Raw genomic sequence first — 13,666 nt, 5'->3', positions numbered from 1 at the left:
TCATGTCCGACGCCGCTGCTTCCACGCCGTATCCGGTCATCACCATCGACGGCCCCACTGCGTCCGGCAAGGGCACCGTCGCCCATCAGGTCGCTGACTTGCTTGGCTTTCACCTATTGGATAGCGGCTCCCTGTACCGCTTGGTGGCGCTCTCCAGCATGCGCGAGAACGTCGACGATCACGACGTGGAGAACCTCGTGCGCATCGCCAGCACCCTGGATGTGCGCTTCAAAGCCGATCACATCTGGCTCAACGGTGAAGATGTGAGCTTGGCGTTACGTCATGAGTCGGTCGGCAACCAGGCCTCGGCCATTGCCGTGCATGGCGCCGTGCGTGAGGCGTTGCATGCACGTCAGCGCGCCTTCCTGGAGGCACCCGGCCTCGTAGCCGATGGCCGCGACATGGGCACCGTGGTTTTTCCCGAAGCGGTGCTCAAGGTGTTCCTCACGGCAAGCGTGCAGGCGCGCGCCGAGCGGCGCTATAAACAATTGATTGCAAAGGGTTTTTCTGCTACAGTGGAAAGTCTTTCGCAGGACTTGGAGGCGCGTGATTTGCGGGATCGCACCCGCAGTGTCGCGCCGCTGCGTCCGGCGCAGGATGCGCGGCAACTGGATTCGTCCGATATGACGGTCGATGAGGTGGTCGCGCAGGTACTGGACTGGTACCGGCAGGTGCAGAGCGCCAACAAGGCGAACTGAATCGGCTGATCCGGTCCGATCGGTGCCGGTGGCATGTTGCCGCTGGCGGTTGTTCAACTCGTAACCCCGCATGCGCGTGTCTTCGCCCATTGAGCGAAAGCTATGCGAGGCATGTTCTGCGGATGCCTATTTTTTATGTCCCAAACTAACGAATCTTTTGCCGCCCTGTTCGAAGAGTCGATCGCCAAGTCCAATATGAAGGCTGGCGAAGTGATCTCTGCGGAAGTTGTGCGTATTGACCACAACTTCGTCGTTGTGAACGCGGGCCTGAAGTCCGAAGCATTTGTTCCGGTCGAAGAATTCCTGAACGACCAGGGCGAGCTGGAAGTGCAAGTCGGCGACTACGTTTCGGTCGCGATCGACGCACTGGAAAACGGCTACGGCGACACCATCCTGTCGCGCGACAAGGCCAAGCGCCTGGCTTCGTGGCTGAACCTTGAGAAGGCACTGGAATCCGGCGAGATCATCTCCGGTACCGTGACCGGCAAGGTGAAGGGCGGCCTGACCGTCATGGTCAACGGTATTCGTGCATTCCTCCCGGGTTCGCTCGTCGACGTACGTCCGATCAAGGACACCACGCCGTACGAAGGCAAGACCCTCGAATTCAAGGTCATCAAGCTGGACCGCAAGCGCAACAACGTTGTGCTGTCGCGCCGTGCCGTGGTTGAAGCCACGCTGGGCGAAGAGCGTCAGAAGCTGATGGAAACGCTCAAGGAAGGCGCGATCGTCAACGGTATCGTCAAGAACATCACCGACTACGGCGCGTTCGTGGATCTGGGTGGCATCGACGGTCTGCTGCACATCACCGACCTGGCATGGCGTCGCGTGCGTCACCCGAGCGAAGTGCTGTCGGTTGGCCAGGAAATCACCGCCAAGATCCTCAAGTTCGACCAAGAGAAGAACCGCGTCTCGCTGGGCGTGAAGCAACTGGGCGAAGATCCGTGGGTCGGCATCTCGCGCCGTTACCCGCAAGGCACCCGCCTGTTCGGCAAGGTGACCAACCTGACCGACTACGGCGCGTTCGTTGAGATCGAAGCCGGCATCGAAGGCCTGGTGCACGTGTCCGAAATGGACTGGACCAACAAGAACGTGGCTCCGTCCAAGGTTGTCCAGCTGGGCGACGAAGTGGAAGTCATGGTCCTGGATATCGACGAAGACAAGCGTCGTATCAGCCTGGGCATGAAGCAGTGCAAGGCCAACCCGTGGGACGACTTCGGCCGTAACCACAAGAAGGGCGACAAGCTGTCGGGTCAGATCAAGTCGATCACCGACTTCGGCGTGTTCATCGGTCTGCCGGGCGGCATCGACGGCCTGGTGCACCTGTCGGACCTGTCGTGGCAAGAGACTGGCGAAGAAGCTGTTCGCAAGTACAAGAAGGGCGACGAAGTGGAAGCCGTCGTGCTGGCCATCGACATCGACAAGGAACGCATCTCGCTGGGTATCAAGCAGCTGTCGGGCGATCCGTTCAACAACTTCGTGTCGACCAACGACAAGGGTTCGATCGTGAATGTCACGATCAAGACCGTTGATCCGAAGGGTGCCGTGGTGCAGCTGGCTGACGACGTGGAAGGCTACCTGCGCGCCTCGGAAATCTCGAGCGACCGCGTGGAAGATGCCCGCAACGTGCTGAAGGAAGGCGAAACGATGACTGCGATGATCGTCAACATCGATCGCAAGTCGCGCAACATCAACGTTTCGATCAAGGCCAAGGACAGCGCCGACCAACAAGAAGCGATGCAGAAGTTCTCGGCAGATACTGGCACCGCCGGTACGACGAACCTCGGCGCGCTGCTGAAGGCGAAGCTGAACGAAACCAACCAGTAAGCATCTACCGGGTCGACCCTATCAAGACGGCGAGGACGAGCGCACGATGCCCATGACCAAGTCCGAACTCGTGGAGAAGCTTGCCGCCCGCTTTCCGCAGCTGTTGCTGCGGGACGCGGACATCGCGGTCAAGACGATTCTGGATGCGATGTCCGACGCCTTGGCGGACGGCCACCGCATCGAGATCCGTGGATTCGGCAGTTTCGGCCTGAATCGCCGTCCGCCGCGCGTCGGTCGCAACCCCAAGTCTGGCGAGAAGGTGCTGGTGCCCGAAAAGCGGGTGCCCCACTTCAAGGCGGGTAAGGAGTTGCGTGAGCGAGTCGACCGCAGCTTGGCGCAACAAGGTGAACCTTCTTCGGAGGGTGAGCCAGCTGTGTCGCTGATGGCTGTCAAGGCAGCGCGGCAGGCTGAGTGCAATCGCCAGACGGCCGGTTTTTCGGCGGATACGGTGGTGCCGCTGGCCATGTCACGCTAAGCCTAGGTTGTAGAAGGTCGTTTCAGAAGCGCCCCGGTTTTACCGGGGCGTTTTCTATTGTGGCGATGGCTTTTCGCGCAGCCCTTGGCGTGGCTGGCCATCATATGAATCCGCTACAATGCGGCTCAATCCGGCAATCGAGTGCTGCCCAGTCTCACTGGATTGCGCCGCCGTTTGTTTCCGCGCTGTTTGTTACTGAGTCTGCATGAAATTTCTCGTCTGGGTCATCCGCATCCTGTTGTTCGTGCTGCTCTTTGCGCTGGCATTGCACAACACGGCGGAAGTCTCGCTGGTGTTGCCGTTTGGCGTGGCTTGGCATGCGCCGTTGATTCTGATCGCGCTGGCATTCTTCGTGGCTGGGATCCTGCTCACCATGCTGGCGATGACGCCGCGTGTGGTGCGCCATCGCTTTACCGCCAGCCGCCTGCGGCGCCAGATTGGGCGCATGAAGAAGGCGGAAGAGGTGGCCGAGCCCACTGCGCCCGTCATTGCTGATTCCCCTTATCACGTTCCCGGCCCCAAGGTCTGACGCATGGACTTCGATCTCTGGTGGCTGTTGGCCATCCCGCTGGTGTTTGGCTTGGGCTGGGTCGCTGCGCGACTCGACGCCCGCCAGTTGCGCACCGAACAGTCGTCGCTGCCGCGCTCTTATTTCAAGGGGCTGAATTTCCTGCTCAATGAGCAGCCGGACAAGGCTATCGATGCCTTCATCGAGGTTGCCCGCCTTGACCCGGAAACCACCGAATTGCACTTTGCGCTCGGCAGCCTGTTCCGCCGCCGCGGCGAGACCGAGCGTGCCATCCGTGTGCACCAGAACCTCGTCAACCGCCCTGATCTACCGGCCAACGAGCGCGATCACGCGTTGTATGAACTCGGCCAGGATTTCCTGCGCGCTGGCCTGCTGGACCGCGCGGAAGAGTCCCTGCGGATGCTGATGGAAGGCACGTTTGCCGAGCCTGCCAAGCGCGTACTGCTAGAGCTGTACGAGGTCGAAAAAGAATGGCGCAAGGCCATCGATGCAGCGCGCGAACTGCAGACCCTTCAGGGTAAGGATTACGCCGTCCAGATCGCGCAGTTCTGCTGTGAGTTGGCGCAGGAGTCTCTGCAGCGCAAGGATGTTCCGATCGCCATTGAGTGGCTCGAACGCGCGCTGCAGGAGAACCCGAAGAATGTGCGCGCCACCATCCAACTGGGCGATGTGGCGCAAGGGCAGGGCGATACCGAAGGCGCAATCAAGCGCTGGCGCAGTATCGAACAGCAGAATCCAGCATTCCTGCCGCTGGTGGCCGAGCGGCTGATGAAGGCGTATACCCAACTTGGCCGTGCCGCAGAAGGGCTGGCGTGGCTGCGCTCCAAGATGGACGCGCGCCTGGGCCCGGAACTGCTCGATACGGTCTACAAGTATGAATTGGACGTACACGGTATCGACGATGCCGTGGCACTGATGCGTGATCAGATCCGCCGTCAACCGTCGCTGATGGCGCTCACGCGGCTGGTGGAGGCCGAGGCGACGCGCGCTTCCGAGGCGGTTGGTCATGAGGCGCCCGCCACGGCAGATGTGGCAGAGAGTGCGCTGGCCGATCCGGTCGAGGATGGCAGCAACGCAGACATCCAGCGTGCACACGATCTGGGTGCCATTCGAGATCTCTTGCAAAGTCGCACACGCAACCTGGCGCGCTATACGTGCCAGGAATGCGGTTTCCGCGCGCGCCTGTTCTATTGGCAGTGCCCTGGCTGCAACCGCTGGGAAACCTACTCACCGCGCCGCACCGAGACGCTTGGCGGCAGCGGCGGGGCCAGTATGTAATTCAGTCCGGCGCGGTTGGTTGTCCATCGCGCCGGCGCTTTTCTAATCTTTGAAGTGTTCGTATGAAAATCACCATCATCGGTAGCGGTTATGTCGGTCTGGTCACCGGCGCGTGTCTGGCGGAGCTGGGCAACGATGTGTTCTGCCTCGACGTCGACCAGAAGAAGATCGACCTGCTCAACGCCGGCGGCGTGCCCATCTACGAACCGGGGCTCAAGGAGCTGATCGAGCGCAACCGCGCGGCCGGCCGCATCCAGTTTTCGACTGACGTGGCAGCCAGCGTCGCGCACGGTGATGTGCAGTTCATCGCCGTGGGTACGCCGCCGGATGAAGATGGCTCGGCGGACCTGAAATACGTACTGGCCGCTGCACGCAACATCGCCCAGCACATGAACGGCTTCAAGGTGATCGTCGACAAGTCGACCGTGCCTGTTGGCACCGGCGACAAGGTGCGCGCTGCCGTTGCCGAAGTATTGGCCACGCGCGGCAAGTCCGATGTCGGCTTCTCGGTGGTGTCGAACCCCGAGTTCCTGAAGGAAGGTGCTGCGGTGGACGACTTCATGCGCCCGGACCGCATCGTGCTCGGCACCTATGCCGACAACGATGGCCAGCGCGCCAAGGCGATGATGCGCACGCTCTACGCGCCGTTCAACCGCAACCACGAACGCACCTTCTACATGGACGTGCGTTCGGCCGAATTCACCAAGTACGCTGCCAACTCGATGCTGGCCACACGTATCTCGTTCATGAATGAGATGGCCAACCTCGCCGACAAGGTGGGCGCTGATATCGAACTCGTGCGCCTGGGCATTGGCTCCGACCCGCGCATCGGTTACAGCTTCCTCTACGCCGGTACCGGCTACGGGGGCTCGTGTTTCCCGAAGGATGTGCAGGCGCTGGTGCGCACTGCGCAGGAGTACGGTCAGACGCTGCACGTGCTGGAGGCCGTCGAGGCCGTCAACGACAAGCAGAAGGAAGTGCTGGTCGGCAAGATTGAAGACCGCATGGGTGCAGACCTGACGGGGCGCACGTTTGCCATCTGGGGCTTGGCTTTCAAGCCGAATACCGATGACATGCGCGAAGCGCCGAGCCGTATCCTGATCGCTTCGCTGCTCTCACGCGGCGCACGTGTGCAGGTGTATGACCCGGTCGCCATGGAAGAGGCGCGTCACGCACTGGCGCTCGATCTTTCTGCCGAACAGCTGGAACGCGTGACATTCTGCGCTGGTCAGATGGACGCGCTCAAGGACGCCGATGCGCTGGTCATCGTGACCGAGTGGAAGGCGTTCCGCAGCCCGGACTTCAACGCTGTGAAGGCACTGTTGAAGACGCCAATGGTGTTCGACGGCCGTAACCTGTTCGAGCCGCAAGCCATGCGCGATGCGGGCTTTGAATACCAGGCCATCGGGCGCTCCACCCAATCGTAATCACGTTGCCGCGACCCTCGGCCGCTGCCGACGCCAGACCCATGACTGCTCTCGCTTCAGAACAGATCAACGCCGCCCGCATTCTCGTGGTGGGCGACATGATGCTCGACCGCTACTGGTTTGGCGACGTTGAACGGATTTCGCCCGAAGCACCGGTGCCCGTCGTGCAGATCAAGCGCTCGGACGAGCGCTTGGGTGGCGCAGCCAACGTGGCGCGCAATGCCGCTGCGCTCGGAGCGCAGGTGGGCATGCTGGGCGTGATTGGCGACGATGAACCCGGCCGCAGCATTGAAACACTGCTCGGTGAGAGCCGGGTTACGGGCCACCTGCATCGCGATCCGGCCGTCAATACGACGATCAAGCTGCGTGTGCTGGCGCGTCAGCAGCAGTTGATCCGTGTCGATTTCGAGAACCCGCCTACGCACGAAGTGCTGATGTCGGTGCTCGATCGTTTCGGCACGCTGGTGCCGCAGCATGACGTGGTGGTCTTGTCCGACTACGGCAAAGGCGGCCTCACGCATGTGGGCAAGATGATCGAAGCGTCGCGTCAAGCTGGCCGCCGCGTGCTGGTCGACCCGAAGGGTGACGATTATTCGCGCTACAAAGGCGCGACCATGATCACGCCCAATCGCGCCGAGATGCGCCAGGTGGTCGGCTCGTGGAAGTCGGAGCAGGATTTGACGATCCGTGCACAGAACCTGCGCCGCGAGCTGCAGCTCGAAGCGCTGCTGCTGACACGCTCGGAAGAGGGCATGACGCTGTACACCGAGCACGAAGTGCTGCACGTGTCGGCCCAGGCACGTGAGGTGTACGACGTGTCGGGTGCGGGCGACACCGTGATCGCCACGCTGGCCACGATGCTGGGTGCTGGCGCCAGCCTCAAGGAAGCCGTGCAGTACGCCAACCGCGCGGGCAGCATCGTGGTCGGCAAGCTGGGCACGGCCGTTGTGACTTACGCAGAACTCTTCAACTGATCAACTGATCCACCGATCATGACCATCATCGTCACCGGCGCGGCCGGCTTTATCGGCGCCAATATCGTCAAGGGCCTGAACGCACGCGGCGAGACCGACATCATCGCCGTCGACAATCTCACGCGCGCCGACAAGTTCAAGAACATCGTCGACTGCCAGATCAGCGATTACCTAGACAAGACCGAATTTGTCGAGCGCTTTGCGCGCGGCGATTTCGGCAAAGTTCGTGCGATCTTCCATGAGGGCGCCTGCTCCGACACCATGGAGACCGATGGCCGCTACATGATGGACAATAACTACCGCTACACGCTGGCGGTGATGCGTGCGTGCCTGGATCAGGGCGTGCAGTTCCTCTACGCCTCGTCGGCGGCTACGTATGGTGCGTCGGAAACCTTCCGCGAAGCGCCGGAGTTCGAGCGTCCGCTCAATGTGTACGGCTACTCCAAGCTGCTGTTCGATCAGGTCGTGCGCCGCGTTATGCCGACGGCACTCTCGCAGATCGTCGGCTTCCGTTACTTCAACGTGTACGGCCCACGCGAGCAGCACAAGGGTCGCATGGCCTCGGTCGCGTTTCACAACTTCAACCAGTTCCGCGCGGAAGGCACCGTCAAGCTGTTTGGCGAGTACAACGGCTACCCGCAGGGTGGCCAGATGCGCGACTTCGTGTCGGTGGAAGACGTGGTGAAGGTCAACCTGTTCTTCTTCGACAACCCTGACAAGTCGGGCATCTTCAATCTGGGCACTGGCCGTGCGCAGCCGTTCAACGACATCGCCACGACGGTGGTGAACACGCTGCGCGGCGCAGAAGGCAAACCGGTGCTTTCCACCGAGGAACTGGCGCAGGAAGGTTTGATTGAATACGTGAAGTTCCCGGATGCGTTGCGCGGCAAGTATCAGTGCTTCACGCAGGCCGATCAGTCGCGTCTGCGTGCAGCGGGTTACACGGCGCCGTTCCTGACGGTACAGGAAGGCGTGGAGCGCTACTGCCAGTGGTTGCTGAAGCAGCCTGCGTGATCACCAGTAATCAGACAGCGCGTGACTTTTTGTTTGCGCGCCACAGCGTCCTGGTGATGCTCCTTAAGATGCGTTGAAACCGCCACACGATGTGGCGGTTTTTTCATCTCTGAACCCAAGAATCAGGAGGAGCACATGCTGAAGAAATTGTTGGCCGTTGCGTTGATGTCGCTGTCCATGCTGTCGGCCGCGTGGGCGTCGGTGGATGTGAACACCGCGGATCATGCCGGGCTGGAGACGTTGTCCGGCATTGGCCCGAAGCGTTCCAAGGCCATCATTGAAGAGCGCACCAAGAATGGTCCGTACAAGGATGCCGCCGACTTCAAGTCTCGCGTATCCGGCATCGGCGACAAGACGCTCGCCAAGCTCGAAAATGAAGGGCTGACGTTCGGCGCGCCCGCGCCCGCACCGGCTGCAGCCAAGAAAGACGGCAAGGACGCCAAGAAGAAGTAAGCGCCTTGATCGGTTCTCCCGCGACGCCCCGCCCATGCGGGGCGTTTTGCCATGTGCCGGGCATGGCCTTCGGACCACAGACAGGCTGCATTACAATGGTCAGATTCCCTTTCCCCACGCATCATGGCTTATCTCACCATTGAAGACACCATCGGCAACACGCCTTTGGTTCAGCTCCAACGCATTCCAGGCGAAGGCAATGCGCGACGCGGCAACGTTATCCTCGGCAAGCTAGAAGGCAACAACCCGGCTGGCTCGGTCAAGGATCGCCCCGCGCTGTCCATGATCAGGCATGCTGAGACGCGCGGCCGCATCAAGCCGGGCGACACGCTTATCGAGGCGACTTCGGGCAACACCGGCATCGCACTGGCAATGGCGGCGGCCATTCGTGGCTACAAGATGGTGCTGATCATGCCGGAGGACCTCTCGGTGGAGCGCCGCCAGAGCATGGCTGCCTATGGCGCAGAGATCATCCTTACCCCCGTCAAAGGCGGTATGGAATATGCGCGTGATCTGGCCGACGCGATGGAAAAGGAAGGCAAGGGCGTCATTCTCGACCAGTTCGCCAACCCGGATAACCCGCTGGCGCACTACGAGACCACCGGCCCCGAGCTGTGGCGTGACACGGAAGGCCGCATCACGCATTTCGTCTCGGCGATGGGCACGACGGGCACCATCACCGGAGTTTCACGTTTTCTGAAAGAGAAGAACCCGGCCATCCAGATCATCGGCGCGCAGCCGGCCGAAGGCTCGCGCATTCCGGGCATCCGCAAATGGCCGGAAGCCTACATGCCGAAGATCTATGACCCGAAATACATCGACCGCACCGAACCCGTGAGCCAGTCCGACGCCGAGCACATGGCGCGTCGCATGGCACGTGAAGAGGGCATCTTTTGCGGTATCTCGGCGGCCGGTGCATTGTGCGTGGCACTGCGGATCGCCGAAGAAGTCGAGAATGCGACCATCGTGTTCGTGGTGTGCGATCGGGGCGATCGCTACCTGTCGACAGGCGTGTTCCCGGCCTGATCGGGAGCGTGCCGCGATGACGATGCGAATGACACGCATGCGGGCTTGGGCTGTGCCCGTCGTGCTGGCGCTGGCCGGATGGCTCAGCCTTGCACTGGCTGCTGATGCTGAACCGGACGCTGCTGTGCGGGCCGTGGCGGACCAGTATTACCTCGACGCGGGTCGCGATGTGGGCTCGATGTTGAGGCTCCACGACGATGGCGGATTCGAGTGGCGCTGGGTGTCCAGCGTAGACAAGCATGCCGAGGGCATCTGGAAGTTCGACGGTGAGACCATCGTGCTGCAGGCCTACACGCCCGGTAAGCCGACGTTCTACCTGTTCCGTGACGAAGAGCTTGTCCGCGCAAAGCCTGCGGAAGCCGGCACTTGGCTGGCGATCGTAGGGCTACCCGGCAAAGGACCGATGGCGGACGTGGAAGTCCAGTTCGAAGCGCGCTCAGGCAAGACCGTCACCCAAGTCACCCTGCCCAACGGCGACGCCCAGATCGACATGCCTGCCACGGAGGTGTGGGCGCGTGCGGGTTTGCGCCGCAAGGGCACCAGCGATGCCTGGCAATGGTTCGATATTCCGCCGCAGCGCGCCGAGGCTCGGCTGGCTGGGTTTGCCGTCGACAATATCGAACAGCTTGGGCGGGCGCCGTTCGAGCAGATGCGGCTGGTGCGCCAGGGGCGGAACCTGGCCGTGATACGTATTGACGACAAGGTCCTCGACCCTGCGTCGAGCGACACGCGCATGGTGTATCTGCCGCGCTGGAAATAGCTGGCACTGGCGGTTCACGCAATAAAAAAGCGCAGCCGAAGCTGCGCTTTTTTATTGCGTGAACGCTGATGATCAGCCGCGCATTGCCTGTCGCACGGCTTGCCCCAGTTCGTACACCGCTGCGGCATAGAAGAAGCTGCGGTTGTAGCGCGTGAGCACGTAGAAGTTGCGCAGGCCAACGCGGTACTCAGTTGACTGGCCGGGCGTGGGCAGGTCGACCACCAGCACCTCGGTTTCCTGCTCGCGCGTGGCATCCACGCCGGGCGCGAGCGCCAGGCCGGCACGTGTGAGCTTGGACAGCGTCATGCGCGGATACGGCTGCCCGTCGGCTGCGGCAGCGGCAATGCCCTGGCTGTCGGTATCGCTGGCGATGTTCCACATCACTGGGCGATTTGGCTCCCAGCCGTGCATCTGCAGGAAGTGCGCGACGCTGCCGATGGCATCCACCGCACTGTTGCGCAGATCGATGTGGCCATCATGGTCGTAGTCGACGGCGTACTCGCGAATGCTCGTCGGCATGAACTGCGGAATACCCACCGCGCCCGCATACGAACCCAGTACCGAGAACGCATCCGTGCCGGTGTCGCGGCACCAGATCAGGTAGTCCTTGAGCTGGTTGCGGAACATCGTGCTGCGGTCTTGGCGATTGGGCGTGTCGGGGTAATCGAAGGCCAGCGTGGACAGCGCATCCATCACGCGGAAGTTGCCCATGTCGCGGCCGTAGATGGTTTCCACGCCCAGGATGCCGACGATCACGTCCGCCGGCACGCCAAACTCGCTTTCGGCGCGGCGCAGCGTGTCTCCGTACTGCTGCCAGAACTGCACGCCCGCGTTGATGCGGATGGGCTCGATGAAGCGGCCACGGTACGCTGTCCAGCTCCGGCGTGCAGGCGTGGCAGGCGGCAGGATCAGCCGCGCCACCGTAGCGGAATAGGCGGTGCCGGCAAACAGGGCATCAAGCGAGGCGCGGTCGAAGTTGTATTGGCCGACCAGTTCGTTGACGAAGGCTTGCGTTTGGGGGTTGTTGCGGTAGCGGTCTGGGTCGATCTCTTCTTCATGCACCGCGACGCGGCGCTTGGGGGACTTGGTTGCCTTCTTGGCCGCCAGTGACAGGCCGGGGAAGGACAGCGCGGAGAGCGCGGCGCCCGCTACCAGGGCGCGCAATACGGGACGACGGGAAGAAGGCGATTGGCTCATGGGCAGGCTTTCAACGGGATCGGGGCATTGTAGCGGATGGCTCTGCCGGATCGACTCGTCCTGCGACTTGACGCCGCCGTGCTAACGTAGCGGCTGGAGACACATGCACTGAATAAGCCCCAATGGGCACACAAGACGAACATGGCGACCGGCCTCTACACGCATCCCGAATTCCTCAAGCACGAGATGGGGTATCACCATCCCGAGTGCCCGGACCGTCTGCGCGCGATCGAAGATCAACTGATCGCCAGCCGCATCGAAGATCTGCTTGTGCCTTGCGAGGCACCACCTGCGACGGAGGTGCAACTGTGCCGCGTGCACCGGCCTGAATATTTGCGCGAACTGGTCGCCAACGTGCCGATCGCCGGCTACACGCCAATCGACCCTGACACCTCGATGAACCCGCACACCTACATGGCCGCCGTGCTGGCTGCGGGTGCGGCGGTGGATGCCACCGACAAGGTGATCGCCGGTGAGCTGGAGAACGCCTTCTGCAGCGTGCGCCCCCCGGGCCATCACGCTGAGCCAGGCCGTGCGATGGGCTTCTGCTTCTTCAATAACGTGGCGGTGGCTGCGCGGCATGCGCTGGAGTACCACGGGCTGCAGCGCGTGGCCATCGTCGACTTTGACGTGCACCACGGCAACGGCACCGAGGCAGCGTTTCGCGACGAGCCGCGCGTGCTGATGTGCAGCATCTTCCAGCACCCGTTCTATCCGTATTCCGGCACTGAAGCGGTGGCGGCCAACATGGTCAACATTCCGCTGCCGGCCTATACGAGTGGCCTGACCGTGCGCGAGGTGGTGGAAACGATCTGGCTGCCGCGCCTGGAGGCATTCCGGCCGGAGATGCTGTTCATCTCTGCCGGTTTCGATGCACACCGGGAAGACGACCTCGGCCAGATGGGCCTGGTTGAGGCAGATTACGCCTGGATGACGCAGCAGCTCATGCAGGTGGCGCGCACACATGCCAAGGGCCGCATCGTGAGTTGCCTGGAGGGTGGCTACAACCTCAGCGCGCTAGGCCGCAGCGTGGTGGCGCACGTCAAGGCGCTCGCTGAGCTTTAGGCGTCATATGGCGACAAATCGCCTGCAAAATTCGAAAAAGTAATAAAGACATCGTTAAAGAATCGTTCCTCGCATGTAAGGCCTGCCTTACACTAGCGCCTCATTCCAACGATAAAAGAGACGGCAACCGCGCTGGAGCCCGTGAGGCTTGGCGAGTTGCCGTTTTTGTATGCAACACATGATTGAACTCAAGGGGATATCGCAGCACTTCCGGGGGGCGGGCGGCAATGACGTCCACGCGCTGCGCGACGTCGACCTGACCATCGACCGCGGCGAGATCTTCGGCATCATTGGCCGCAGCGGCGCGGGCAAGAGCACGCTGGTGCGTGTGATCAACCTGCTGAACAAGCCGACCTCCGGCACCGTCACGGTGGCGGGCCAGGAACTCACCGCACTCAATGCCGACGGGCTGCGCCAGGCGCGCCGCAAGATCGGCATGATCTTCCAGCACTTCAACCTGCTGTCGTCGCGCACGGTGTATGACAATGTGGCGCTGCCGCTGGAGTTGGCGGGCACGTCGCGCGAGCGTATCCGCGAGATCGTGCTGCCGCTGCTGGACCTCGTTGGCCTGGCCGCGCACAAGGATCGCTATCCGGCGCAGATTTCCGGCGGCCAGAAGCAGCGCGTCGGCATTGCCCGCGCACTGGCCAGCCAGCCGGATGTGCTGCTCTCGGACGAAGCCACCTCGGCGCTGGACCCGGAGACCACGCGTTCGATTCTTGATCTGCTGCGCAAGATCAACCGCGAGCTGGGTCTGACCATCGTGCTGATCACGCACCAGATGGAAGTCATCAAGCAGGTGTGCGACCGCGTGGCGGTGCTCGATGCTGGCCGCGTAGTGGAGTTGGGTCGCGTGATCGACGTGTTCCTGCAGCCGCATCACGACGTGACGCGCGCGCTGATCGGCGAGGTCATCTCGCAAGAGCTGCCGCCTTCGGTGCTGGCG

14 protein-coding genes are annotated in these 13,666 nt (G+C 62.1%); 13 read left to right on the top strand and 1 reads right to left on the bottom strand.

The window, feature by feature from the left end; genetic code table 11:
* The first annotated feature begins 2 nt into the window (after positions 1–2).
* The 11 genes from cmk to JHD73_RS05320 all read left to right on the top strand — a co-directional run bounded on the left by cmk (position 3) and on the right by JHD73_RS05320 (position 10,458).
* Positions 3–698, top strand: coding sequence for a (d)CMP kinase (gene cmk, locus JHD73_RS05370; RefSeq protein WP_199028548.1), 696 nt, complete (start codon positions 3–5; stop codon positions 696–698).
* Between the two features lie 135 nt (positions 699–833).
* Positions 834–2,522 carry a 30S ribosomal protein S1 gene (gene rpsA, locus JHD73_RS05365; protein WP_199028546.1) on the top strand — a complete coding sequence of 563 codons (1,689 nt, stop codon included), beginning with the start codon at positions 834–836 and terminating at the stop codon, positions 2,520–2,522.
* 46 nt (positions 2,523–2,568) lie between these two features.
* The gene (locus JHD73_RS05360; protein ID WP_199028544.1) at positions 2,569–2,997 is read left to right on the top strand and encodes an integration host factor subunit beta; all 429 of its coding nucleotides are present in this window, start codon (positions 2,569–2,571) and stop codon (positions 2,995–2,997) included.
* Positions 2,998–3,202: 205 nt separating this feature from the next.
* Positions 3,203–3,526 (top strand): lipopolysaccharide assembly LapA domain-containing protein, encoded by a 324-nt coding sequence (locus JHD73_RS05355; RefSeq protein ID WP_199028542.1) that lies wholly within the window; start codon positions 3,203–3,205, stop codon positions 3,524–3,526.
* 3 nt (positions 3,527–3,529) lie between these two features.
* Positions 3,530–4,804, top strand: coding sequence for a lipopolysaccharide assembly protein LapB (gene lapB, locus JHD73_RS05350; RefSeq protein ID WP_199028540.1), 1,275 nt, complete (start codon positions 3,530–3,532; stop codon positions 4,802–4,804).
* A 62-nt stretch (positions 4,805–4,866) separates the two neighbouring features.
* A complete protein-coding gene (locus JHD73_RS05345) occupies positions 4,867–6,231 on the top strand; it encodes a UDP-glucose/GDP-mannose dehydrogenase family protein (RefSeq protein WP_199028538.1) in 1,365 nt (454 codons plus the stop codon).
* A 41-nt stretch (positions 6,232–6,272) separates the two neighbouring features.
* Positions 6,273–7,205 (top strand): D-glycero-beta-D-manno-heptose-7-phosphate kinase, encoded by a 933-nt coding sequence (rfaE1, locus tag JHD73_RS05340; RefSeq protein ID WP_199028536.1) that lies wholly within the window; start codon positions 6,273–6,275, stop codon positions 7,203–7,205.
* An 18-nt stretch (positions 7,206–7,223) separates the two neighbouring features.
* Positions 7,224–8,219 carry an ADP-glyceromanno-heptose 6-epimerase gene (rfaD, locus tag JHD73_RS05335; protein WP_199028534.1) on the top strand — a complete coding sequence of 332 codons (996 nt, stop codon included), beginning with the start codon at positions 7,224–7,226 and terminating at the stop codon, positions 8,217–8,219.
* Positions 8,220–8,354: 135 nt separating this feature from the next.
* Positions 8,355–8,672, top strand: coding sequence for a helix-hairpin-helix domain-containing protein (locus tag JHD73_RS05330; protein ID WP_199028533.1), 318 nt, complete (start codon positions 8,355–8,357; stop codon positions 8,670–8,672).
* 123 nt (positions 8,673–8,795) lie between these two features.
* On the top strand, positions 8,796–9,698 hold the full coding sequence (cysM, locus tag JHD73_RS05325) for a cysteine synthase CysM (RefSeq protein WP_199028531.1): 903 nt from the start codon (positions 8,796–8,798) through the stop codon (positions 9,696–9,698).
* Positions 9,699–9,714: 16 nt separating this feature from the next.
* On the top strand, positions 9,715–10,458 hold the full coding sequence (locus JHD73_RS05320) for a hypothetical protein (RefSeq protein WP_199028529.1): 744 nt from the start codon (positions 9,715–9,717) through the stop codon (positions 10,456–10,458).
* A 72-nt stretch (positions 10,459–10,530) separates the two neighbouring features.
* Here the strand turns inward: JHD73_RS05320 and mltB are convergent, their stop codons facing one another.
* Positions 10,531–11,655, bottom strand: a complete 1,125-nt coding sequence (mltB, locus tag JHD73_RS05315; RefSeq protein ID WP_199028527.1) for a lytic murein transglycosylase B — start codon at positions 11,653–11,655, stop codon at positions 10,531–10,533.
* A gap of 141 nt (positions 11,656–11,796) precedes the next feature.
* Between mltB and JHD73_RS05310 the strand changes: the two genes are divergently transcribed.
* Both JHD73_RS05310 and JHD73_RS05305 read left to right on the top strand, forming a co-directional pair.
* On the top strand, positions 11,797–12,720 hold the full coding sequence (locus JHD73_RS05310; RefSeq protein WP_199028525.1) for a histone deacetylase family protein: 924 nt from the start codon (positions 11,797–11,799) through the stop codon (positions 12,718–12,720).
* 178 nt (positions 12,721–12,898) lie between these two features.
* The coding region (locus tag JHD73_RS05305; RefSeq protein WP_199028611.1) for a methionine ABC transporter ATP-binding protein at positions 12,899–13,666 on the top strand (768 nt) is incomplete at its 3' end.

Origin of the sequence: Ralstonia sp. ASV6, assembly GCF_016429285.1 — a bacterium.
Taxonomy (GTDB): domain Bacteria; phylum Pseudomonadota; class Gammaproteobacteria; order Burkholderiales; family Burkholderiaceae; genus Ralstonia; species Ralstonia flaminis.
This window is presented reverse-complemented; position numbering and strand designations above follow the sequence as displayed.